Below are 23,469 nucleotides of genomic sequence, written 5' to 3' on the forward strand. Positions count from 1 at the left end.
CCTCCTGTCGGCTCCAGCGGGTCACCCTGCTTGGCGTCGACCCTGTGATGTTGTGACCTCAAGAGTAACGACTCCGCGTCGGGTCGCTGGACCGACCCTGCGGCGTGGCAGGATCACCGGCGATGAGCCTGTTGCGACCGACCCCACGAACGCGCGGTGCAGCACGCCGCCAGATCCCCGCCCTGCGGCTGGCCGTTGCCGCACTGGCGGTCGCGACCGCCCTGGCCGGATGCGACATCCGGCTCGAGACGCCGGCGCCGACAGCGCCCGCACCGGACGCGACCGAGACGGTGCGCAGCCGGACGGTCGACGACGCGCTCGAGCTCGCGGCGGGTGCGCGCGCCGCGAGCACGAGTGCGAGCGCTGAGGTCCAGGCGGTCCTCGCCCAGGTCGCCGACTTCTCCGCCCAGCATGCCGTCGAGCTGGGCGGCACCTACGACTCGGGCCTGGCGACACCGTCTCCGAGCACCTCGACGCCCGCGGCGGAGCCGACCGCTCTGCCCGACGCCTCACAGGTCCTCACGCTGCTCGCGACGGCCGACAGGACAGCCGCAGCCGACGCGGCCGACGTTCCCGGCGGTGCACTCGCGCGCCTCCTGGCCTCGATCGCGGCCTCGCGCGCCGGCCTCGTGGCCCGGCTCGCCGCTGCCCTCGGAGTGGCTGCGCCGGTCGCTGGACCCGCGGTCGCATCACCGTCCGCGTCGGCGTCCGCGCCCACCGACAGCGCGACTGCCACCCCCACCGCCGGCGCGCCGGGCACAGCCACGCCGCACCCGGCCGACGTCCCGACGGCGGACCGCACCGGCATCGTGGCGGCCGAGGACCAGGCCGGCTACGGCTTCGAGGTCCTCGCCGCGAAGCTCGACGACCCCAGCCGATCGTCGGCGAGAGCTGCCGCCGCGGCGCACCGCGCGCGGGCCGAGGCCTGGGCGACGGAGTGGGCGCTCGACGGCACGGCGACGGACCCCCGACGAGCGACGTACGCGCTCCCGGCCGGCCTCGACGACCCCGCGACCGCTCGCGCGCTGGCTCAGACCCTCGAGCTGGGGCTCACCACGACGTACGCGAGCGCCGTGGCGGACAGCGCACGCGCCAGCAGGCCCGAGCTCATCGCCGCGCTCCTCGTGGCGGACGCCGACGCGGCAGCCTGGGGAGTGCCGACGACGGCCTTTCCGGGTCTCCCCGAGCGGGTCGGCTGACCCGTTCCGACCCGGCGACGCCCGCCGCATCGCCGGCCCCGCGGCCGGCACCGGGGCGATGCTGCCCAGCACGACCGGGCGAGGTCGCCAGGTCGGACGGGCAGAGCGCCCGGGAGGTCAGCGCGCGAGGAGCCCGTCGACGAGCTCGGCGACCCGGTCGGCCGCCACGGCGACGGGAACCTGCTCCGTGCCACTGCCGTCCTCGGCCGCGACACGCGGGCGCACCTCGACGACGCCCTCGGCCAGACCTCGTCCGACGACGACCACGAGAGGCACGCCCAGGAGCTCCGCATCCGCGAACTTCACGCCCGGCGACACCTTGGGGCGGTCGTCGTACAGGACCTCGATGCCCCGCGCCGACAGGGTCGTCGCGAGAGCTTCGGCTGCCTCGAACACCGCGGCGTCGCGACCCGTGGCCACCACGTGGACGTGCGCCGGGGCCACCCCGGCCGGCCAGGCGAGCCCGCGGTCGTCGTGGTTGGCCTCCGCCAGAGCGGCGAGCACCCGCGTGACGCCGATGCCGTAGGAGCCCATCGTCACGACGACCGACTTGCCGTTCTGGTTGAGGACCGACAGTCCGAGCGCCTGCGCGTACTTGCGACCGAGCGCGAAGATGTGGCCGATCTCGATGCCGCGTGCGAGCTCGAGCGGGCCCGAGCCGTCCGGTGCCGGGTCTCCCGCGCGCACGTCGGCGGCCTCGACGGTGCCGTCGGCCGTGAAGTCGCGGCCGGCGACCAGGTCGAAGACGTGCCGGCCGGGCTCGTTCGCCCCGGTGATCCAGCGGGTCCCTGCCACGACGCGCGGGTCGAGCAGGTACCGCACGGCACGGCGACCCTCGTCGTCCACTGCGGTCCCGTCGATGTTCGGACCCAGCACTGCCGGCCCGAGATACCCCTTGACGAGCTCCGGATGAGCGGCGAAGTCCGCCTCCCCGGCCGCCTCGACCTCGGCGGGCGCGACCGATGCCTCGAGGCGCTTCAGGTCGACGTCGCGGTCCCCGGGCAGGCCGACGACGAGCAGCGTGCGCTCCCCCGTCGGCTGCACGAGCGCCAGGACGACGTTCTTCAGCGTGTCGGCAGCGACCCACGGCCGGTCGGCGCGCGGGAAGCGCTCGTTCGCGACCGCGACAAGCGTGTCGATGGTCGGGGTGTCCGGGGTGTCCTCGATGTGCGCGGCGGGCGCGTCGTCGAACGCGATCGCGGCCGGGACGACCGTGGTGACAGCCTCGACGTTCGCGGCGTACCCGCCCGGGGACCGCACGAACGTGTCCTCGCCGATCGGCGTCGGGGTGAGGAACTCCTCGCTGCGCGAGCCGCCCATCGCGCCCGACGTCGCCGCCACGATGACGTAGTCGAGACCGAGCCGGGTGAAGATCCGCTCGTAGGCGTCCCGCTGGCGCTGGTAGGAGGCCGCGAGCCCGTCGTCGTCGACGTCGAACGAGTAGGCGTCCTTCATGATGAACTCGCGCCCGCGGATGAGGCCGGCGCGGGGACGGGCCTCGTCGCGGTACTTCGTCTGGATCTGGTACAGCGCGAGGGGCAGGTCCTTGTACGACGAGTACAGGTCCTTGACGAGCAGCGTGAACACCTCCTCGTGCGTCGGCGCGAGCAGGTAGTCACCGCCCTTGCGGTCCTTGAGTCGGAAGATGTTGGGGCCGTACTCGGTCCACCGCCCCGTCGCCTCGTACGGCTCACGCGGCAGGAGCGCCGGGAAGTGCACCTCCTGAGCGCCGGCCTCGGCCATCTCCTCGCGGACGACCGCCTCGACCTTGGCGAGGACCCGCAGCCCGAGCGGGAGCCAGGTGTAGATGCCCGGCGCGGACCTGCGGATGTAGCCGGCGCGCACGAGCAGCCGGTGGCTCGCGACCTCGGCGTCGACCGGGTCCTCTCGCAGGGTGCGGACGAACAGCGTGGACAGACGAAGAAGCATGGGCACGAGCCTAGTGCCGGTGCCGGAGGGTCTTGGCGCCGCGGTCGCGGCGTGCCTCGCGGGTCCGGACGCGAGAAGGAGGGGGTGCGCAGCGCTGGTCGTGTGCGCCACGATGGGGTCCGTGCCTGAGCTGCCCGAGGTCGCGGCGCTCGCGCTGTTCCTGCGCGAGCGGACGGTCGGGCGCGTGGTGACGCGCGTCGACGTGGCGGAGATCAGCGCCCTCAAGACCTTCTCGCCCCCGCCGACGGAGCTCGTCGGCCGTCGCGTCACCGACGTCTGCCGGCACGGCAAGTGGATCGACCTGATCGCCGCCGGGGAGCAGGACGGTGAGCCGCTGCACCTCGTCGTGCACCTGGCGCGGGCCGGATGGCTGCGCTGGCACGATCGTGTGCCCGATACTCCCGTGCGACTCGGCAGGTCCCCGCTGGCTCTGCGCGTCCGCTTCGATGACGGCTCGGGCTTCTCGCTCACCGAGGCCGGCACGCGTCGGCGGCTCGCCGTGCACGTCGTGACCGACCCGCAGCAGGTCACCGCCATCGCGACGCTCGGGGTCGAGCCGCTGTCGGACGCCTTCACGGTCGAACGGCTGGGCGAGCTCCTGGCCGCACGCCGCCAGCAGGTCAAGGGCCTGCTGCGGGACCAGGGCACCATCGCCGGGATCGGCAACGCCTACTCGGACGAGATCCTGCACGCGGCGCGCCTCAGCCCGTTCACCCCGACGACGAGCTTCGACCCGGCGCGCACCGCCGAGCTGCACCGCGCGATCGTCGGGGTGCTGCGCGACGCGGTCGAGGCCGCCGCCGGCCGACCCGCCGACGAGCTCAAGGACGCCAAGCGACGCAACCTGCGCGTGCACGGTCGCACCGGTCTGCCCTGCCCCGGCTGGGACGGCACCCCGTGCGGCGACATCGTGCACGAGGTCGCCTTCGCGGACTCGTCGCTCCAGTACTGCCCGACGTGCCAGACCGGCGGGCACCCGCTCGCGGACCGGCGTCGCTCCCGTCTGCTGCGCTGAACGGCTCAGAACAGGACTGTCGCGTACGTGCCGACCTGGCGGAAGCCGACCGCACGGTAGGCCGCGAGAGCGCGGTCGTTGTAGTGGTTCGCATAGAGCGACACGACCGGCGCGACGTCCCGCCGGGCCGCGGCGACGACGGCCGCCATGCCTGACTCCGACAGGCCGCGGCCGCGGTACGAGGGATCGACCCAGACGCCCTGAACCTGCGCGACCCCACCCGCGATCGCCCCGAGCTCGGCCTTGAAGACAACGACCGGCGTCCCCGAGCGCGCCCCCTCCCCCTCGTCGATGCGCACGTACGACCGGTGCTGGTCGATGAGCGAGCGCACACGGACCTCGTACGGGCCGTCGAACCCCGACACCGGCGAGTAGCCGACCTCCTCGACGAACATGCGCACGCACGCCGGCAGGATGAGGGGGTACTCGTCGGGCACGGAGAGTCGCACGAGCGGGTCCGGCTCGATCAACGGGTCGCCGTCGATGACGTAGGAGGGCTGGTCGGACCGCACCTCGCGGGCCGGCGGCCAGATCGGTGAGAGCCGGCTCCACAGGCCGAGGACCGCCCAGTCCGTCCCGACGATCGACGACGAGCGGCGACCGTGCGAACGGCCGAGGGCGGCAAAGGCGTCAAGGGCGGCGGGATCCCGCGTGGGGACCACGGGCACGAGGTTGACACCGGCCCAGCAGACCGCGACGAGCTCGCCGTCGGCCTCGTACCCCCACAGCTGTCCGCCCGAGCGGCGCAGACCCTCCCGCGCCGCAGCCTCGATCCTCGACGTCGCGAGCACGGACGCGACCGGGTCGACGGCGCAGACCGCGAGCGCCGACGCGAGATCCACGTCGGCGAGCACCCGGCCTCCCGCGGGTCGACCGTCGATGGTCGACTCGCGCGCACGTCCGATCATGAAGGGATTGTGCACCACCGACCCGCGGGTCGGTGCGGGGCGACGCGCCGCCGGGCCCCGACCTCGTGAACCCGCCGTGCGGTCAGGGCCCGGCGGTCGTGCGTACTGTGCGTCGTGTCAGCCGACGGTGACGACCGGGGTCCGCGGGGCGCCGTCGCCGACGGGCTCCATCGTCTCGGCGAGCCGCATGGCCTCTTCGATCAGCGTCTCGACGATCTGCGACTCGGGGACGGTCTTGATGACCTCGCCGCGCACGAAGATCTGACCCTTGCCGTTGCCCGACGCGACGCCGAGGTCGGCCTCGCGCGCCTCGCCGGGTCCGTTGACGACACAGCCCATGACGGCGACGCGCAGGGGCACGTCGAGGCCCTCCAGTCCCGCGGTCACGCGCTCGGCGAGCGAGTACACGTCGACCTGGGCGCGCCCGCAGGACGGGCAGGAGACGATCTCGAGCTTGCGGGGACGCAGGTTGAGCGACTGCAGGATCTGGATCCCGACCTTGACCTCCTCGACGGGGGGCGCGGACAACGAGACCCTGATGGTGTCGCCGATCCCCTTGCTCAGCAGCGCGCCGAACGCCGTCGCGGACTTGATGGTGCCCTGGAACGCCGGCCCGGCCTCGGTGACGCCCAGGTGCAGGGGCCAGTCCCCGCGCTCGGAGAGCATCTCGTAGGCGCGCACCATGATCACGGGGTCGTTGTGCTTCACGGAGATCTTGAAGTCGTGGAAGTCGTGCTCCTCGAACAGCGACGCCTCCCAGACGGCCGACTCGACGAGCGCCTCCGGCGTCGCCTTGCCGTACTTGGCGAGCAGACGCGGGTCGAGCGAGCCGGCGTTGACGCCGATCCGGATGGAGACGCCCGCGTCCTTGGCAGTGCGGGCGATCTCCTTGATCTGGTCGTCGAACTTGCGGATGTTGCCGGGGTTGACGCGTACTGCCGCACAGCCGGCCTCGATCGCCGCGAAGACGTACTTCGGCTGGAAGTGGATGTCGGCGATCACCGGGATCTGCGACTTGTGCGCGATCGCGGGCAGCGCGTCGGCGTCGTCCTGGGTGGGGACGGCGACGCGCACGATGTCGCACCCCGCGGCGGTGAGCGCGGCGATCTGCTGGAGGGTGGCGTTGATGTCGGTCGTCGGTGTGGTGCACATCGACTGGACGCTCACGGGTGCGTCGCCACCGACGTCGACCTTGCCGACCTTGATCTTGCGGGTCGGGCGTCGAGGGGCAAGCACCGGGGCTGGCGCCTCCGGCATGCCAAGGCTGATCGGGATGCTCACCCGTCCATTATCGTCACTGCCGCCGCGCGCGACGCCGCGGGGAGTGTGTCTCGCACGACATCGGCACATCTCCCCCGCGACGCCACCCTGCCACGCCGCCCGCGCAGGCCGGTCAGCCGAGCGAGATGGGGTGGACGATGTCGGCGTAGATCAGCAGGACGCCGAGCCCCGCGAGCAGGACGAACACCCCGTAGGCGAGCGGGACGAGCCGGGCTGTGTCGAAAGGTCCGGGCCGGGGCAGGCCCCGCACGCGCGCGACCTGCCGCCGCGCGCCCTCCCACAGAGCCCCCAGCACGTGCCCTCCGTCGAGCGGCAGCAGCGGGATGAGGTTGAACACGAACAGCGCGATGTTGAGCGAGGCGACGAGGCTCAGCAGGCTCGCGACCCGCTCGCCCATCCCATAGCCAGGGGCCTGGTCGGAGGCGATCTCCCCCGCGAACCGACCGATCCCGACGATGCCGATGACCCCGGTCCCGTCGCGGGGTTCGGCCCCCGCTGCCGCCTTGGCGACGTCGACGACGCGTGCGGGCAGCGTGGCCACGACCTTCATGGTCTGCCACACCGCCGAGCCGGTCACGACCGGGACCTGGGCTATCGACTGCCGCTCGAGCACGGTCCCGGGTGAGATCCCGAGGAAGCCCACGGACTGCGTGACGGGCGTGCCGTCCGCCGCACGCTGCTGCGTGCCGTCCGCGGCGTACACCGGGCGGTCAGCGACGACCGGCGACACCGACGTCGTGACCTGCTTGCCATCGCGCTCGAGCACCACCTGGACCTCGCGGGCGCCCGTCGTGCGGATCAGCTCCGAGAGCTGGGCCCACGACGTGATCGCGTGGCCGTCATAGCTCGTGATGCGGTCCCCGGGCAGCAGGCCTGCGGCGGCGGCCGGCGCGAGCGGGTCGGCCGAGGTGCACGTGGCCGACGTGGCCGCGCTCGCGGGGAGCACGCACTGCGACACGCCGGCGAGCGTCGTCGACGCCACGGGCGACCCGAAGCCGACCATCACGACGCCGAGCAGCACGGCCGCGATCACGAGGTTCATGACAGGGCCGCCGAGCATGACCACGAGCTTCTTCGGTGCCGAGAGCCGGTAGAACGCCCGGTGGTCCTCGCCGGGACGGATCTCCTCCGCGCTGACCTCACGCGCCTGCGCGGCGATCCGCCCGAAGACGGTGCGCGGCTGCGGGTTGCCCATCGCCTCCGCGGTCGGGTACATCCCGACGAGCCGGACGTACCCGCCGAGCGGGATCGCCTTGATGCCGTACTCGGTCTCGCCGCGGGTACGCGACCACACGGTCGGGCCGAACCCGACGAAGTAGTGGCTGACGCGCACGCCGAACCGTCGGGCGGGCACCATGTGCCCGACCTCGTGGAGCGCGATCGACACGAGCACGCCGACGAGCACGACGAGGACACCGACGAGGTACGCCACCACAGCTCCGATCAGGTCGTGCGGGCCCGACGCGCCCGTCCCTGTCCTCCATCATCCCCTGTGATCCTGGGTGCGCGCTGCGTGCCCATCACTGCGCGGCGGGCCCACGAGCCGCATCGTCCGACGGGTCGCCCGCACTCGCGACGACGGATTTCGTTGTGTCCGACGACACCGAATGACGATCTGCCCAGATAGGATCCCCAGATGGCGCCTGATCCCGAAGTCCGGACCGGTCTTGCACAACGCCGGCAGCTCCTCACCGAGATCCCCGGGCCGCGGTCCCGCGCGCTCGCCGAGCGGCGCGCGCGCGTCGTCGCAGCCGGGGTGTCCTCGACGTTCCCGGTCTACGTCGCGCGCGCGTCCGGCGCCGTGCTCGAGGACGTCGACGGCAACGTGCTGGTCGACCTCGGTTCAGGGATAGCCGTGACGTCCGTCGGTGCGAGTGCTCCGGAGGTCGTCGCTGCGGTCGCAGCGCAGGCGGCCGACTTCACGCACACGTGCTTCATGGTCAGCCCGTACGAGTCCTATGTCGCCGTCTGCGAGGCCCTCGCCCGGCTGACCCCGGGTGACCACGAGAAGCGCTCCGTGCTCGTCAACTCGGGCGCCGAGGCCGTCGAGAACGCCGTCAAGATCGCCCGCCGGGCCACCGGTCGCGACGCCGTCGTCGTGCTCGACCACGCCTACCATGGCCGCACGAACCTCACGATGGCCATGACAGCCAAGGCCATGCCGTACAAGATCGGCTTCGGTCCGTTCGCCGGTGAGGTCTACCGCGTCCCGGCGTCCTATCCGCTGCGCGATCCCGTCGGCATGACCGGTGAGGAGGCCGCCCAGCGCGCCATCGACCTCGCGCAGCGGCAGGTGGGCGCCGACCGGATCGCGGCGATCGTCGTCGAGCCGATCGTCGGCGAGGGCGGCTTCATCGTGCCCGCGCGCGGGTTCCTGCCCGCGCTCGCGGCCTGGGCGCGCGCACACGGCATCGTCTTCGTCGCGGACGAGGTCCAGACCGGCTTCGCGCGCACGGGCGACATGTTCGCGTGCGACGACGAGGGCGTCGTGCCCGATCTCGTCGCCGTCGCCAAGGGCATCGCCGGAGGCATGCCCCTCGCGGGCGTGACGGGCCGCGCCGAGCTGCTCGACGCGGTCCACTCGGGCGGGCTCGGCGGCACCTTCGGCGGCAACCCGGTCGCGTGCGCGGCCGCCCTCGCGGCGATCGACCTGTACGAGCGCGACGACCTCGCGGGTTCGGCACGCCGGATCGAGGCACGCATCCTGCCGCGACTGCGTGAGCTGGCCCGGCGCGTCGGCTCGATCGCGGAGGTCCGCGGGCGCGGCGCCATGCTCGCGCTGGAGATCGTGCGGCCCGGCACGCTCGAGCCTGATGCCGCGGAGGCGACCCGGGTCGCGCGCGCGTGCGCCGCGCAGGGCGTGCTCGTGCTCACGTGCGGGACGTGGGGCAACGTGCTGCGCCTCCTGCCGCCGCTCGTGATCGGCGACGACCTCCTGGACGACGCGCTAGGTGTGCTCGCGGGCGCGCTGGCAGCAGGCAGCGAGTTCGCGGCCCGCCCTTAGCGGCGCCCGGTGGCGGTCAGTCGACCGACGACACGACCCGGTCGCGACCGGCGTGCTTGGCCCGGTACATGAGGGCGTCGACGCGGCCGAGGACGTCAGCCGGGTCCTCGCCGGGCCGCAGCGCCGTCACCCCGAAGCTCGCCGTCACGGCCGTGCCCGCGACCCCCGCGACGGTGTCGGGCAGGACGCTGCAGATGCGGTCGGCGAGTGCTGTCGCCTCGGCGAGCGCCATGCCGGGCGCCACGACCACGAACTCCTCACCCCCGACACGCGCCACGAGGTCACTCTCGCGCACGTGGCGCTGCAGGACCGCCGCGACCATGCACAGCACCTCGTCCCCGACGAGGTGCCCGCGCTCGTCGTTGATCCGCTTGAAGTGGTCGACGTCGAGGTAGACGACTGCCACATGAGCACCACCCGCGGTGGCCACGGACTGGTACGTCAGCTCGTCGAGCAGCCGTCGTCGGTTCGCCGCCCCCGTGAGCGGGTCCCGGTACGCCATCTCCCGCATCGCCGCGGCCTCGATGGTCGCGTTCGCGGCGGATCGGAAGGCCCGCGCGGCACGCTCCTTCGCACGCGACAGCACGTACACCATGCCGGTCAGGACCAGCATGTACACACCGAACCGCAGCAGGTCGGCGACATGCGCGTCATGGTCGGGCCCGGTGTGCAGCGCGATGAGGCCCACGACCACCGAGCCGCCCGTGACGGCCAGTGCGTGCAGGAGTGCGACCCGCGTGGGATACACGAGGTAGCCGATGACGGCGAAGATCACGAGACCCATGAACGTCTGCGGAAAGAGCGCGCTCCAGCCCTGGCCGGCGTCTGCCGGCGCGAGCAGCCGCTCGTCCATCACGACGAGCCAAGTGACCACGAGCACAGTGAGGAAGGCCCGGGAGAAGAGGATCACCACCCGCGGTCGCCGCAGGATCACCCAGGCGAACGTCCCGACCACCACGAGGAGGAACGGGAACGAGTAGCGGATGAACTTGTCGTGCGCGCCCAGGACGATCATCTCCGTGACGATCGACGTCGCTCCGATCGCCAGGCACGCGAGCAGGACGCGCCGCACGAGGCGCATGTTCTGCTCGCTGAAAGCACGCGCCTCGATGTCCGTGCCGGGGTGGGCACGCTCAGGCCCAGCCCCGCGCAGACGACTCAACCAGCGCATGGTCACACGGCGCGTTCCTCCAGGCCCCACGGCGAGCCGTACCCGTCGGGTACGGGTGCTGCCAGGAGCTCGAGGAATGGTACGGCGTCGAACGCCTCCGGGCCGAGAACGCCCACGCCGGACCATGTACCGGCAGCCAGCAGCTCGAGCGCGACGACCGGGTTGACTGCCGTCTGCCAGACGACGCACTGCGCGCCGTACTGCGCCATCGACCATGCGTTGTCGACGATGTGGTGCAGGTAGACCTCACGCGGGTTCCCGTCGGCACCCGTGCCCGTGACGAGCAGGCCCGCGCACGTGGAGCCCGTCATCCGCGGTCCGATCGTCGCCGGGTCCGGCAGCACCGCCGCCACCACGTCGCGCGGGCTGACCGCGACACCCTTGACGTCGACCGGCGTCGTCGAGTCCAGGCCGAGCGTGTGCAGGGTGCGCAGCACCGAGATGAACTCCTCGCCCAGCCCGTACTTGAACGTGACCTTGCGCGCGTCGACCCAGCGCGGCATGAGGAGGACCTCCTCGTGCTCGACGTGCACGCACTCGACCGGCCCAATGGGCTCGGGGAACTGGAAGACCTCCGGCTCGGAGAACGGCGGGACCGTGTACCAGCCGTCGGCGGTGCCCGACCCCGCGGCCGCACGCTCTGCCGACCAGATCACCGGCGGGTTGAGGCACTCCTCGATCGTGGTCCAGATCGAGAACGACGGCGCGAAGATCGGCTCGCCGTCGTCGCCGTGCACGACGAGGTTCGCCCCGTCGCGCACGCCGAGCTCGTCGATGCTGGAGAAGAGGTGGTCGGCCGCGTACCGCGCGAAGACGTCCGACAGGCCCGGCTCGACGCCCATGCCCACGAGGGCGAGCCGGCCCGCGTCGTGCCACGAGCCCGCGAGCGCGAACTGCTCGTCGCCGAGCTTGAGGCCCACCTCCTCGTGCGGGCGCTCGGGATGCGGAAGCGACAGCGACATGGCCATGTCGAGGTAGTCGGCACCGGCGGCCAGGGTCCCGGCGAAGACTGGCATCACGAACCGCGGGTCGACGGCGTTGAGCACATGCGTCCCCGAGTGCTCACGGACGAGCGCCTCGACCGCCCCCGCGTCGGACGCGTCGACGACCGCGGCCACGAAGCGCCCACCGACGACGTCGTGCTCTGCGGCGGCGGCCACCGTACGCCGCGCGCGTGCCGGGTCGTAGTCGGCCACCACCATCGTCTCGAAGAAGTCCCGGCGTGCGGCGATGCGCGCGACCGCATCGCCCACTCCTCCGCTGCCTACGACGACGATCCGCATGCCCACCCTCTCGCTCTCACTCTGGTCAGCGCCCACGGCGCCTGCCGTCCTGGACGATCTGTACCCCGACGACGATGACGAGCGCCAGGATGAACATGAACGACCCGATCACGTTGGCCTGCGGCGGGATGCCTCGCGTCGCAGACACGTAGACGAACTTCGGGAACGTCGTGAAGCTGCCCGAGTTGAAGTTCGTGATGATGAAGTCGTCGAAGCTGAGGCTGAACGACAGCAGCGCGGCGGCCGCGATACCGGGTACCAGCAGCGGGAAGGTGACCTTCCAGAACGCGAGCCACGGCGACGCGTACAGGTCCGCGGCGGCCTCCTCGAGCCGAGGGTCGAGGCTCGCGACACGCGCCTTGACCGTCACGACGACGAAGCTGATGCAGAACATCACGTGCGCCGCGACGACCGTCCAGAAGCCGAGCTGGACCCGCAGCGACAGGAACTGGGCGAGCAGCGCGGCGCCGAGCACGACCTCGGGGGTCGACATCGGCAGGAAGATCAGCAGGTTCGCGATCGCGCGGCCGCGGAACTTGTAGCGCACGAGCGCGATCGCGGCCAGCGTCCCCAGCACGGTCGCGATCGTGGTGGCGAGCAGCCCGACCTCGATCGAGTTCCGGAACGCCTCGCACACCTGGGGGGCGCCGCACGGGCTCTTCCAGTTGTCGAGCGTGAAGCCCCGCCACACGAGGTTGGTCTTGCCGGCGCTGTTGAACGAGAACGCGACGGTGTACGCGACCGGCACGAGCAGGTAGGCGAAAGCGATCGCCGCGAACACCGGGACGACGACATCCCCGAGCCGCCACCGACCGAGCAGCCTCCGGGTGGGAGCCGCGGGCGGTCGGGCCCGAGTGATGGCCGGCGCGGGAGCAGCGGTGAGGCTCATACGAGCTCCTCCGTCCCGGCACGGCGCACGTAGATGCTCACGAGAGCCAGGATCGCGACCATGAGCACGACGGACAGCGCCGAGGCCGTCGGGTAGTCGAGCACCTTGAAGAAGCGTGCATCGATCACCTGCCCGATCATCGCCGTGTCGGTGCTGTTGCCGAGCAGGCTCGAGTTCACGTAGTCGCCCGACGCCGGGATGAACGTCAGGAGGGTCCCGGACACGACCCCGGGCATCGACAGCGGCAGCGTGACCGTGCGGAACGTCGTGAACCCGCCTGCGTACAGGTCGCCGCCGGCCTCGATGAGACTCGGGTCGAGACGCCCGAGGCTCGCGTAGATCGGCAGCGCCATGAAGGGCAGGAAGTTGTACGTGAGTCCCGCCACGACGGCGAAGGCGGTCGCGGTCAGTCGTCCGTCGGGCGCCATGAGGTGCAGCCACTTGAACGCCGTCACGACGAACGCGTCGTCGGCGAGGATCTGCTTCCACGCAATGGTGCGCAGGATGAAGCTCGTGAAGAACGGCGCGATGATCAGGACGAGAAGCATCCCCTGCAGCATCGTGCGGCCGCGAGCCCGCACCGCGATGACGTAGGCCATCGGGTAGCCGATGAGCAGCGCCGCAACTGTCGCGATGAGCGCGAAGACGAACGACCGTGCGAGCTGGGGCCAGAACTGGCTCAGCGCGTCGACGTAGTTCTGCCAGTGGAACGCGGGCTGGAACTGCCCGACGTCGCCACCCGGAACCTTGACGTACAACGAGGTCGCGAGCAGTGCGACTGCGGGGACGACGAAGAACAGGACCAGGTACGCGGTCCCCGGCAGCAGCATGAGCGAGGCGCTGGTCCGCGCGCGCTTGACGGGCGGTGGCGCGGGCACACCCGCACCCTGCTCCGACAGCGCCGCCGCGATGCTCACGGCTCGTCGTCCAGGTCGGCGGTGCCGTCAGCGGCGTCCTCGTGGCCGTCGAGACCGAACGTGTGGTCGACCGACCACACCAGCGAGACCCGGTCACCGACCCGGAGCGTCGCACCGCCGACGAGGTTCTGGGCGAACACCGTGAAGATGCCCAGCCGGCCCAGGTCGACGAGGTACTGCGTGCTGACCCCGGTGAACGAGACGTCGGTGACCGTGCCGGGGCCGAGCACGTTGCTGCCGGGCCCGGGCTCCTGGCCGGCCAGCAGCAGCTGGATCTTCTCGGGTCGCACCCCCACGAGGACGTCGCCGACGACACTGACCGCACGCGCGGTCGGCACGACGAGGCGCGTCCCGGCGACCTGGACCCCGAGCGTGTCCGCCCGGGTCTCGACGACCGTGCCGGCGACGAGGTTCGACTGCCCGAGGAAGTTGGCCACGAACGCCGTCCGGGGCAGCTCGTACAGCTCAGCCGGTGCGCCCTGCTGCTCGATGCGCCCACGGTTCATGACCGCGACCGTGTCGGCCATCGTCATGGCCTCCTCCTGGTCGTGCGTGACGTGCACGAACGTGAGACCGACCTCGGTCTGGATCCGCTTGAGCTCGAGCTGCATCTGGCGTCGCAGCTTGAGGTCGAGCGCGCCCAGCGGCTCGTCGAGCAGCAGCACGGCCGGGTTGTTCACCAGGGCCCGCGCGAGTGCGACCCGCTGCTGCTGCCCGCCCGACAGCTCGCTCGGCCGGCGGTCGGCGAGGTGACGCAGCTGGACGAGGTCGAGCCCCTCGGCGGCGCGCTCGAGCGGCTGGGCGACCCGCTTGCGTCGCAGCCCGAACGCGACGTTCTCGAGCACCGTCAGGTGCGGGAACAGCGCGTAGCTCTGGAAGACGGTGTTGACCTGCCGCTGATGGGCCCGCGTGCCGGTCAGGTCGCGGCCGCCGATCGAGATCGCCCCCGACGTCGGCTGCTCGAGCCCAGCGACCATCCGCAGCGTCGTCGTCTTGCCGCAGCCGGACGGTCCGAGCAGGGCGAAGAACGAGCCGGACGGGACCGTCAGCGTGAGGTTGTCCACAGCCAGGTAGGTGCCGAAGGCCTTGCTGACGTCCCACAGCTCGAGAGCCGCTCCCCCACCGCCGGGGGCTGCCGCGGCCACCATCAGGCGCCGATCACGTCAAGGAAGGCCTTGTTGTACGTCGTCTCCTCGTCGGGCGTGAGCGTCCGGAACACGTGCGTCTTGGCGAGCGTCTCGGCGTTCGGGAAGATCAGCTGGTTGTCGACGAGATCCGGGTTGATCGCCTCCATCGCCTTCTGGGCGCCCTCGACGGGCGTGATGTAGTTGACCCACGCAGCGACCTGTGCCGCGATCTCGGGGTCGTAGTAGTAGTCGACGAGCTTCTCGGCGTTCGACCTGTGCGTCGAGCCGATCGGGATCATGAGGTTGTCGCTCCAGAGCGTGCCGCCGGCCTCCGGAAGGCCGAACTCGAAGCGGTCGTCGTTCTCCGCGTTGAGGGTCGTGATGTCCCCCGACCACCCGATGACCGCGATCGCGTCGCCCGAGACGAGGTCCTGCGTGTAGGAGTTGCCACGCACCTGGCGGATGTGGCCCGAGGCGATCTTCTCCTTGAGGACCTCGAGGGCGGCGTCGAACTGGTCCTTGCCCCAGCTGCCCGACACGTCGACCCCCTGGTCGAGCATGATGAGCCCGACCGTGTCGCGCATCTCGGAGAGCACCTCGACCCGACCGGCGAGCTCGGGGGCCCACAGGTCGGACAGGCCCTTCAGGCCCGCCGGGACCTTGTCCTTGGCCCAGGCCAGTCCGCCGAAGCCCGACTGCCACGTGAGCGAGTGCGTGCGGCCCGGGTCGAAGTCGACGTTCGCGAGGTTCGGCAGGATGTTCTTCGCGTTCGGGACGAGCGCCCGGTCGATCTCCTGGGTGTACCCCATCCGGATCATGCGGGCGGCCATCCAGTCCGTCAGCACGATCAGGTCGTAGCCGATGTCCTGGCCGTTTGCGAGCTGCCCCGAGACCTTGCCGTAGAACGAGTCGTTGTCCTCGATGTCCTCGGCGTAGGTCGCCTTGATCCCGGTCTTGGCCGTGAAGGCGTCGAGCGTGGGGTAACCCGTGCCGGCGTCGTTCTGGTCGAGGTAGAGCGTCCAGTTGGCCCAGCGGACCGTCTTGTCCGTCGCGGAGGCGTCAGCCGCGCCGGTTCGGCTCGCCGTGGCCGACGGCGATCCACCCGTGCCGCAGGCCGCGAGCAGCGCCCCGGTGCCGACCGTGCCGAGCGCCGCGGCGAGGAACTGCCGGCGCGACAGGCTCGACGTGGAGCGCGGGCGTGCGGCCTGGGCGACGAGGGCACGCACGCGCGGGTCCTGCGGCAGGGGTCTGCGGTCGGGCGACATGGCACTCCTCGGGTCGGGTGACCGGCGGGACCTGCGGTGCCGGCAACCTGCTGACGATGATGTGACGATGGTGACGTGCAAGGGTCGAGTGCACAAGGATTTCGTTGTCAAAGAGTCGGACTGCAACGAAAAGTTTCCACGACTGGAACATTGGGTGCGCTTCACGTCACATCCAGGCGGCTGAGCAGCCATCCGCCCTGGCCGGCTGCGGCTCCCCCACCAGACCCGCTCAGGCGCCCAACGAGCTCATGACGTGCTTGATCCGGGTGTAGTCCTCGAACCCGTACATCGACAGGTCCTTGCCGTAGCCCGAGTGCTTGAAGCCGCCGTGCGGCATCTCCGACACGAACGGGATGTGGGTGTTGATCCACACGACCCCGAAGTCGAGCGCGCGCGACATCCGCATCGCGGTGCCGTGGTCCCGGGTCCACACCGAGCTGGAAAGCCCGTACTGGACGCCGTTGGCCAGCCGGACGGCCTCGGCCTCGTCCACGAACGTCTGCACTGTGATGACGGGGCCGAAGATCTCCTGCTGCACGGCCTCGTCGTCCTGCCGCAGACCGTCCACGAGCGTCGCCTCGTGGAAGTAGCCACGGGTGCCGACCCGGTGGCCGCCGACCACGACGTCCGCGTGGTCGGGCAGCCGATCGAGGAAGCCGATGACCCGCGCGAGCTGCGCGTCGTTGTTCACCGGGCCGAACGCCACCGACGCGTCGTCGGGCATCCCCGTGCGCTGCCTGCGCGCCTGCTCGGCGAGCGCGGCCACGAAGTCGTCGTGCACCGAGGCGTGCACGAGGACGCGGGTCGCCGCGGTGCAGTCCTGGCCTGCGTTGAAGTACCCGGCCATCGCGATCCCCTCGGCCGCCGCGCCGAGGTCTGCGTCGGCGAACACGATCACAGGAGCCTTGCCCCCAAGCTCGAGGTGCACCCGCTTGACGTCGCGGGCGGCCGAGCCGGCCACCTCCATCCCGGCGCGCACGGACCCGGTGATCGAGACCATGTCGGGCCGGGGGTGGTCGACGAGCGCGCGGCCCGTGTCGCGGTCACCGCACAGCACGTTGAAGACGCCCGGCGGGAGGAACTCGGCCGCGACCTCGGCGAGCAGGAGCGTCGAGGCAGGGGTCGTGTCCGACGGCTTGAGCACGACGGTGTTGCCGGCTGCGAGCGCCGGGGCGATCTTCCAGACTGCCATCATCAGCGGGTAGTTCCAGGGCGTGACCTGCCCGATGACCCCGACCGGCTCGCGCCGGACGAACGACGTGTACCCGGTCAGGTACTCGCCGGCGGACGCTCCCTCGAGGATGCGCGCGGCCCCCGCGAAGAACCGGAAGTGGTCGCCGCACAGCGGCACCTCCTCGGTCGTGGTCAGGCCGAGCGGCTTGCCGGTGTCCTTCGACTCCACCACGACGAACTCCTCGGCGCGGGCGTCGATCGCGTCGGCGATGCGCAGCAGGGCCCGCTGCCGCTCCGCGGGCGTCGTGCGGCCCCACGTCTCGAATGCGTCAGAGGCGGCCGAAACGGCCGCATCGACGTCGCCGGCACCGCTGACCGGCGCACGCACATAGGCCTCACCGGTGGTCGGGTCGATCACGTCGCTCGTGCGTCCGTCAGCCGCGCCGGTGCGTCGGCCGGCCACGAAGTTCTGGAGCTGAGGCAACGCTGGGGTCGCAGGGCTCACGTCGGACTCCTGGGGGGCGCGTGCGCGGACAGTGGCTCCACCCGCGTCCGCCGCAGGCTAACCCGTCGACACCGTCCAGCACATCCCTCTCAGTCGATTTCCGCGTTACGATCGCGTTTCTGCGAGCGAATCAGCGGCACGGGCCCCTTCTGAGTACGGATTCACTTGCGCGATCGCGCGCCAGCCGCGACCATGAGGAGGTGACGACTCGGCCACCTGCTTCCACCACCCCGCCCCTCGACGACCTATCCAAGGCCATCATCGAACAGCTCCAGGAGGATGGCCGCCGCGCCTACGCCACGATCGGGAAGGCTGTCGGCCTCTCCGAGGCCGCGGTCCGCCAGCGCGTGCAGCGGCTCGTCGAGGGCGGGATCGTCCAGATCGTCGCGGTCACCGACCCCGTCCAGGTCGGATTCACGCGCCAAGCCATGATCGGCATCAAGGCCGAGGGCGACCTCGAGGCCCTGGCCGACGCGCTCGCGGCCCTGGCCGAGGTCGACTACGTCGTGATCACGGCCGGCGGGTTCGACGTGCTCGCCGAGGTCGTGTGCGAGGACGACGACCACCTGCTCGAGGTGCTCAACCACAAGATCCGCGCCCTGCCCGGGGTACGGACCACGGAGACCTTCGTCTACCTGAAGCTCCGCAAGCAGCTCTACAACTGGGGTACCCGATGACCGGATCGACCACGCCCCGCGGCACGCTCCGAGCCACGGCCGCCCGTGACCACCTGTGGGGGCACTTCACCCGTCAGAGCGCATGGGAGCACCACGTCCCCGTCATCGTGCGCGGCGAGGGTCACCACATCTGGGACGACACCGGTCGGCAGTACATCGACGGGCTCTCGGGCCTGTTCGTCGTCCAGGTCGGCCACGGCCGCGCCGAGCTCGCCGAGCGCGCCCGCCAGCAGGCCGAGCAGCTCGCGTTCTTCCCGCTGTGGTCGTACGCGCACCCGCAGGCGATCGACCTCGCCGAGCGGCTGGCCGCGCACGCGCCGGGCGACCTGAACCGCGTCTTCTTCACGACAGGCGGCGGCGAGGCCGTCGAGACCGCCTGGAAGCTCGCGAAGCAGTACTGGAAGCTCGTCGGCAAGCCCGGAAAGTACAAGGTCATCTCCCGCGCCGTCGCCTACCACGGCACCCCGCAGGGCGCCCTGTCCATCACCGGCATCCCGGCGCTCAAGGCCCCGTTCGAGCCTCTCGTGCCGGGTGCGCACAAGGTGCCCAACACGAACATCTACCGGGGCCCCGAGCACCTGCGCGACGACCCTCAGGCCTTCGGCCGCTGGGCGGCCGACCGCATCGAGGAGGCGATCCTCTTCGAGGGCGCCGACACCGTGGCAGCGGTCTTCCTCGAGCCTGTGCAGAACTCGGGCGGCTGCTTCCCGCCGCCGCCCGGCTACTTCGAGCGCGTGCGTGAGATCTGCGACGCCCACGACGTGCTGCTCGTCTCCGACGAGGTCATCTGCGCGTTCGGCCGCATCGGCGAGATGTTCGCGTGCGACGACTTCGGCTACGTACCAGACATGATCACGTGCGCCAAGGGCCTGACCTCGGGGTACTCCCCGATCGGCGCGACGATCGTGTCCGACCGGCTGTTCGAGCCGTTCCGCACCGGCAACACGACCTTCTACCACGGGTACACCTTCGGGGGGCACCCGGTGTCGGCCGCGGTCGCGATGGCGAACCTCGACATCTTCGAGCGCGAGCACCTCACAGAGCGGGTCCACACCAACGCGCCGATCTTCCAGCGAACCCTCGAGAAGCTGCTCGACCTGCCGATCGTGGGCGACGTCCGCGGCGCGGGGTACTTCTACGGGATCGAGCTCGTCAAGGACAAGGCGACCCGGGAGACGTTCGACGACGACGAGAGCGAGCGCCTGCTGCGCGGGTTCCTGTCCAAGGCGTTGTTCGAGGCAGGCCTCTACTGCCGGGCCGACGACCGTGGGGACCCCGTGATCCAGCTCGCCCCGCCGCTGACGACGGGTCCCGCCGAGTTCGACGAGATCGAGCAGATCCTGCGAGGCGTGCTCACCGAGGCCTGGAACCAGCTGTGACCGAACCTCGGGCGATCTCGCTCTGGTTCGACCAGCTCGCCGCGGATCCCCGCACCGCGGCGACCGGTCCCGACCCGCTCGCACCCCGTCCGTCGCTCGACGGTGACACGCAGGCCGACGTCGTCGTGGTCGGCGCGGGCCTCACCGGGCTGTGGACCGCGTACTACCTGCTCGAGGCCGACCCGTCGCTCGACGTGATCGTCGTTGAGCAGGAGATCGCGGGCTTCGGTGCGAGCGGCCGCAACGGCGGCTGGTGCTCGGCGCTCTTCCCGACCTCACCGGAGGGCCTCGCGCGCCGGCACGGGCGCGACGCGGCCCTCGCGATGCGCGCCGCGATGCGGGATACAGTCGTCGAGGTCGGCGGCGTCGCGGCCGCCGAGGAGATCGACTGCGACTTCGCCTACGGGGGCACGGTCACCCTCGCCCGGACCCGCCCACAGCTCGCCCGCCTGAGCGCCGAGGCGGACGGGAGCATGCTCTGGGGCGACGAGGTGCACCTGCTCGACGCGGCGGGTGTCGCCCGGCACGTCGTTGCCGACGGCGTCATCGGCGGCACCTGGACCCCCGACTGCGCCCGTCTCCAGCCGGCACGGCTCGTGCGCGGCCTCGCCGACGTGGTGACCGCACGGGGTGCGCGCCTCGTCGAGCGGACGCGTGCCCTTCGGCTGTCGCCGCGCGCCGTCGTCACCGACCAGGGCACCGTGCGCGCGCGGACGGTCGTCCGGGCCACCGAGGCGTGGACGTCACAGCTGCCCGGCAGCCGTCGGGACGTCGCCCCGGTCTACTCCCTGATGATCGCGACCGAGCCTCTGTCGGCGGCGTTCTGGGCCGAGGCAGGCCTGGCCCGGGGCCAGACGTTCACCGACGGGCGCCACCTGATCGTGTACGGCCAGCGCACCAGCGACGACCGGATCGCGTTCGGCGGACGGGGCGCCCCCTACCACTGGGGATCGGAGATCCGGCCCGGGTTCGACCACGACGACCGGGTGGCGGAGCACCTGCGAGCCGCGCTCGTCGACCTCTTCCCCGGCGCGGCGGGCGCACGCATCACGCACGCCTGGGGCGGCCCGATCGCGATCCCTCGGGACTGGCACGCCTCGGTGGGGTACGACGAGGACACGCAGACGGCGTGGGCCGGCGGGTACGTCGGTGATGGAGTCGCCACGTCCAACCTCGCCGGCCGCACGATCGCCGACCTGGTCACGGGGTCGAACAGCCCGCTCGTGCGCCTGCCGTGGGTCGGTCACCGCTCGCCGTCGTGGGAGCCGGAGCCGCTGCGCTGGGCGGGCATCACGGCCGGGCTCCGCGGCGCAGCGCTCGCGGACGTCGAGGAGCGGATCACCGGGCGCCCGAGCCGCGTGGCTCGCGCGTTGGCGCCGATGCTCGGGCACTGAGCGCGGATCAGCGCCGCGCGAGCACCTCGTGCGCGCGCGCCCGCGCCCAGCCTTCGGCCGCGAGCACGTCCTCGAGCGCGAGAGTCCCGCCGTCACCCGACGCGCGCTCGCCGTCGTGCTCGAGCAGCACGCGCTCGACCGTGTCGACGATGTCCAGGAAGCCGATGCGCCCCGCCAGGAACGCGGCCACGCACTCCTCGTTCGCGGCGTTGTAGACCGCCGGGTGAGTCGCCGAGGCGGTCACGGCGTAGCGCGCGAGCCCGACCGCCCGGAACGTCTCCTCGTCGAGCGGCTCGAACGTCCATGCGGTCGCGCTCGTCCAGTCGCACCCCGGGGCGACGTCGGGCAGCCGGTCCGGCCACGACAGCCCGAGCGCGATCGGCAGGCGCATGTCGGGAGGCGACGCCTGGGCGATCGTCGCGCCGTCGACGAACTCGACCATCGAGTGCACCACGGACTGCGGGTGCACCACGACGGTGATGTCCTCGACCGGGACGTCGAACAGCAGGTGCGCCTCGATGAGCTCGAGCCCCTTGTTCATGAGCGTCGCGGAGTTGACCGTCACGACCGGACCCATCGACCAGGTCGGGTGTGCGAGCGCCTGCTCCGGACGCACGCTCTTGACGTCGTCGCGCGACCAGCCGCGGAACGGTCCGCCTGACGCGGTCAGGATGAGGCGACGCACCTCGCTGCGCCGACCCGAGCGCAGCGACTGGGCGATCGCCGAGTGCTCGGAGTCCACCGGGACGATCTGGTCCGGTCGCTGCTGGGCGGCCTTGACCAGCCGGCCGCCGACGACGAGCGACTCCTTGTTCGCGAGCGCGAGCGTGCTGCCTGCCCCGAGCGCCGCGAGGGTCGGACCGAGCCCGACCGAGCCGGTGATCCCGTTGAGGACCACGTCGACCTCGCGCCCGGCGAGCTCGGTGGCGGCCTGCGGACCCGCGAGCAGCTCGATGCCGACCTGCCGCAGGCCGGCCTCGGCGCTCGCGCGGGCGATCTCAGCGAACACCGCGGGCGCGGCGTCGGCGTCAGCCACGGCCACGGTCTGCACCCCGAGCGCGACCGCCTGCCGTGCGAGCGCGACGGGGTCGGCGCCGCCCGCGCTGATCCCCACGACTGCGAAGCGGTCGGGGCTGCGGCGGATGACGTCGATCGCCTGGGTGCCGATGGACCCGGTCGACCCGAGCAGGAGGACGCTGCGTTGGTTCACCGACCTATCATCCCCCGGGCCCTCGTGCCAGACTCCCGAGATGGGTGCGCCGCACGCCCAGGGCGGCCCAGCCCAGGTCGACGTCGAATGCGCGGCACGTCCCGTTGGGAGACCCTCGATGATCCATGCTCGCGGCTTGGCACGCACCTACCACTCCCGACGCGGGGACGTCGATGCCGTGCGTGGCGTCGACCTCGACGTCGCTGCCGGCGAGATCGTCGGCTTCCTCGGCCCCAACGGCGCCGGCAAGACCACCACGCTCCGCATGCTCACGACGCTGCTCGCCCCGACGCGCGGCGAGGCCACCGTGGCGGGCATCGACCTGCGCCGCGACCCCGGTGGTGTCCGCCGGCGCATCGGCTACGTCGCACAGTCCGGGTCCACGTCGGGCGCGGCGCGCGCGGGTGAGGAGGTCATCGACCACGCGCTCCTCTACGGCGTCGCCCGGTCCGAGGCAGCTGCCCGCGGCCGCGAGCTGTTCGGCCAGCTCGAGCTCGACGGCCTGTGGGACCGCAAGTGCTCGACACTGTCGGGCGGTCAGCGACGACGGCTCGACATCGCCATGGGCCTCGTCCACATCCCCGAGCTCGTGTTCCTCGACGAGCCGACCACCGGCCTCGACCCGCAGGCGCGCGCCAACCTGTGGGTGCACGTCCGGGCCTTGCGTGACGACCGCGGCAGCACCGTGTTCCTCACGACGCACTACCTCGAGGAGGCCGACGCGCTGTGCGACCGGATCCTCGTCATCGATCACGGCTCGATCGTCGCCGAGGGCACCCCCGAGGAGCTCAAGCAGCGGGTGAGCGGCGACGCGGTCGTCCTGACGGCAACCCGGCCGGACGACGTCGGGCGCCTCGTGGCGATCGCCGGCGCACTCCCCGGAGCGGGGGTGCCGACCGTCGAGGGCACCGTGGTGGAGGTGCGCGTGCCCGCGGGTCGCACGCTGCTCGCCGGCCTGCTGCGGTCGCTCGACGCGGACGGCATCGACCTCGCCGGCGTCGAGCTGCGCAGGCCGACCCTGGACGACGTCTTCCTCACCCTGACCGGACGGTCGCTGCGTGACGGAGAGCGGCCCGACGGTCCCGCCGACCGGGCGCCGACCACGGACGGAGGGGCACCATGACCGCCACGACGGGACCCACG

General features: G+C 71.8%; 19 protein-coding genes. 7 read left to right on the forward strand and 12 right to left on the reverse strand.

What is annotated here, in order from left to right:
* Positions 1 to 122 precede the first annotated feature (122 nt).
* Positions 123 to 1,199, forward strand: coding sequence for a DUF4439 domain-containing protein (locus VFW79_RS13405; RefSeq protein ID WP_329677791.1), 1,077 nt, complete (start codon positions 123 to 125; stop codon positions 1,197 to 1,199).
* Positions 1,200 to 1,316: 117 nt separating this feature from the next.
* On the opposite strand, the gene VFW79_RS13410 is transcribed toward VFW79_RS13405, so the two are convergent.
* Entirely contained in the window at positions 1,317 to 3,128 is a 1,812-nt protein-coding gene (locus VFW79_RS13410) for a proline--tRNA ligase (protein WP_329677792.1), read from the reverse strand.
* A 121-nt stretch (positions 3,129 to 3,249) separates the two neighbouring features.
* On the opposite strand from VFW79_RS13410, the gene VFW79_RS13415 reads away from it, so the two are divergent.
* Positions 3,250 to 4,143, forward strand: coding sequence for an Fpg/Nei family DNA glycosylase (locus tag VFW79_RS13415; RefSeq protein WP_329677793.1), 894 nt, complete (start codon positions 3,250 to 3,252; stop codon positions 4,141 to 4,143).
* A gap of 5 nt (positions 4,144 to 4,148) precedes the next feature.
* Here VFW79_RS13415 and VFW79_RS13420 read toward each other — a convergent pair whose 3' ends face one another.
* From VFW79_RS13420 to VFW79_RS13430, 3 genes are all read right to left on the reverse strand, one after another.
* Positions 4,149 to 5,051: a GNAT family N-acetyltransferase gene (locus VFW79_RS13420; RefSeq protein WP_329677794.1), complete on the reverse strand. Its 903-nt coding sequence runs from the start codon at positions 5,049 to 5,051 to the stop codon at positions 4,149 to 4,151.
* 117 nt (positions 5,052 to 5,168) lie between these two features.
* A complete protein-coding gene (gene ispG, locus VFW79_RS13425) occupies positions 5,169 to 6,332 on the reverse strand; it encodes a flavodoxin-dependent (E)-4-hydroxy-3-methylbut-2-enyl-diphosphate synthase (protein ID WP_329677795.1) in 1,164 nt (387 codons plus the stop codon).
* Positions 6,333 to 6,444: 112 nt separating this feature from the next.
* A complete protein-coding gene (locus tag VFW79_RS13430; RefSeq protein WP_329677796.1) occupies positions 6,445 to 7,764 on the reverse strand; it encodes a M50 family metallopeptidase in 1,320 nt (439 codons plus the stop codon).
* 204 nt (positions 7,765 to 7,968) lie between these two features.
* Here VFW79_RS13430 and gabT point away from each other — a divergent pair, with 204 nt between their 5' ends.
* Positions 7,969 to 9,336: a 4-aminobutyrate--2-oxoglutarate transaminase gene (gene gabT, locus VFW79_RS13435; RefSeq protein ID WP_329677797.1), complete on the forward strand. Its 1,368-nt coding sequence runs from the start codon at positions 7,969 to 7,971 to the stop codon at positions 9,334 to 9,336.
* Between the two features lie 16 nt (positions 9,337 to 9,352).
* On the opposite strand, the gene VFW79_RS13440 is transcribed toward gabT, so the two are convergent.
* From VFW79_RS13440 to VFW79_RS13470, 7 genes are all read right to left on the reverse strand, one after another.
* Entirely contained in the window at positions 9,353 to 10,498 is a 1,146-nt protein-coding gene (locus VFW79_RS13440) for a GGDEF domain-containing protein (protein ID WP_329677798.1), read from the reverse strand.
* Between the two features lie 11 nt (positions 10,499 to 10,509).
* Positions 10,510 to 11,790, reverse strand: a complete 1,281-nt coding sequence (locus tag VFW79_RS13445; protein WP_329677799.1) for a saccharopine dehydrogenase family protein — start codon at positions 11,788 to 11,790, stop codon at positions 10,510 to 10,512.
* Positions 11,791 to 11,815: 25 nt separating this feature from the next.
* Positions 11,816 to 12,679 carry an ABC transporter permease gene (locus VFW79_RS13450; RefSeq protein WP_329677800.1) on the reverse strand — a complete coding sequence of 288 codons (864 nt, stop codon included), beginning with the start codon at positions 12,677 to 12,679 and terminating at the stop codon, positions 11,816 to 11,818.
* Positions 12,676 to 13,596 (reverse strand): ABC transporter permease, encoded by a 921-nt coding sequence (locus tag VFW79_RS13455; protein WP_329677801.1) that lies wholly within the window; start codon positions 13,594 to 13,596, stop codon positions 12,676 to 12,678. The genes VFW79_RS13450 and VFW79_RS13455 overlap by 4 nt, the downstream gene beginning before the upstream one ends.
* Complete coding sequence (locus tag VFW79_RS13460) at positions 13,593 to 14,744, reverse strand: ABC transporter ATP-binding protein (RefSeq protein WP_329677802.1); 1,152 nt, start codon at positions 14,742 to 14,744, stop codon at positions 13,593 to 13,595. Before VFW79_RS13460 ends, VFW79_RS13455 begins: the two co-directional genes overlap by 4 nt.
* The gene (locus VFW79_RS13465) at positions 14,744 to 15,949 is read right to left on the reverse strand and encodes an ABC transporter substrate-binding protein (protein ID WP_329677803.1); all 1,206 of its coding nucleotides are present in this window, start codon (positions 15,947 to 15,949) and stop codon (positions 14,744 to 14,746) included. The genes VFW79_RS13460 and VFW79_RS13465 overlap by 1 nt, the downstream gene beginning before the upstream one ends.
* A 268-nt stretch (positions 15,950 to 16,217) precedes the next feature.
* On the reverse strand, positions 16,218 to 17,666 hold the full coding sequence (locus VFW79_RS13470) for a gamma-aminobutyraldehyde dehydrogenase (RefSeq protein WP_414647976.1): 1,449 nt from the start codon (positions 17,664 to 17,666) through the stop codon (positions 16,218 to 16,220).
* Positions 17,667 to 17,866: 200 nt separating this feature from the next.
* Here VFW79_RS13470 and VFW79_RS13475 point away from each other — a divergent pair, with 200 nt between their 5' ends.
* Genes VFW79_RS13475 through VFW79_RS13485 form a run of 3 tightly spaced genes read left to right on the forward strand, consistent with a single transcriptional unit; the run spans position 17,867 to position 21,116 of the window.
* Entirely contained in the window at positions 17,867 to 18,343 is a 477-nt protein-coding gene (locus VFW79_RS13475) for an Lrp/AsnC family transcriptional regulator (protein ID WP_329677804.1), read from the forward strand.
* Positions 18,340 to 19,722, forward strand: coding sequence for an aspartate aminotransferase family protein (locus tag VFW79_RS13480; RefSeq protein WP_329677805.1), 1,383 nt, complete (start codon positions 18,340 to 18,342; stop codon positions 19,720 to 19,722). Before VFW79_RS13475 ends, VFW79_RS13480 begins: the two co-directional genes overlap by 4 nt.
* A complete protein-coding gene (locus VFW79_RS13485) occupies positions 19,719 to 21,116 on the forward strand; it encodes an FAD-dependent oxidoreductase (RefSeq protein ID WP_329677806.1) in 1,398 nt (465 codons plus the stop codon). Before VFW79_RS13480 ends, VFW79_RS13485 begins: the two co-directional genes overlap by 4 nt.
* Positions 21,117 to 21,123: 7 nt before the next feature.
* Here the strand turns inward: VFW79_RS13485 and dxr are convergent, their stop codons facing one another.
* The gene (gene dxr, locus VFW79_RS13490) at positions 21,124 to 22,326 is read right to left on the reverse strand and encodes a 1-deoxy-D-xylulose-5-phosphate reductoisomerase (RefSeq protein WP_329677807.1); all 1,203 of its coding nucleotides are present in this window, start codon (positions 22,324 to 22,326) and stop codon (positions 21,124 to 21,126) included.
* 136 nt (positions 22,327 to 22,462) lie between these two features.
* Between dxr and VFW79_RS13495 the strand changes: the two genes are divergently transcribed.
* Entirely contained in the window at positions 22,463 to 23,449 is a 987-nt protein-coding gene (locus VFW79_RS13495) for an ATP-binding cassette domain-containing protein (protein ID WP_329677808.1), read from the forward strand.
* Positions 23,450 to 23,469 lie beyond the last annotated feature (20 nt).

Origin of the sequence: Cellulomonas sp. (genome assembly GCF_036279715.1) — a bacterium.
Classification (GTDB): domain Bacteria; phylum Actinomycetota; class Actinomycetes; order Actinomycetales; family Cellulomonadaceae; genus Cellulomonas_A.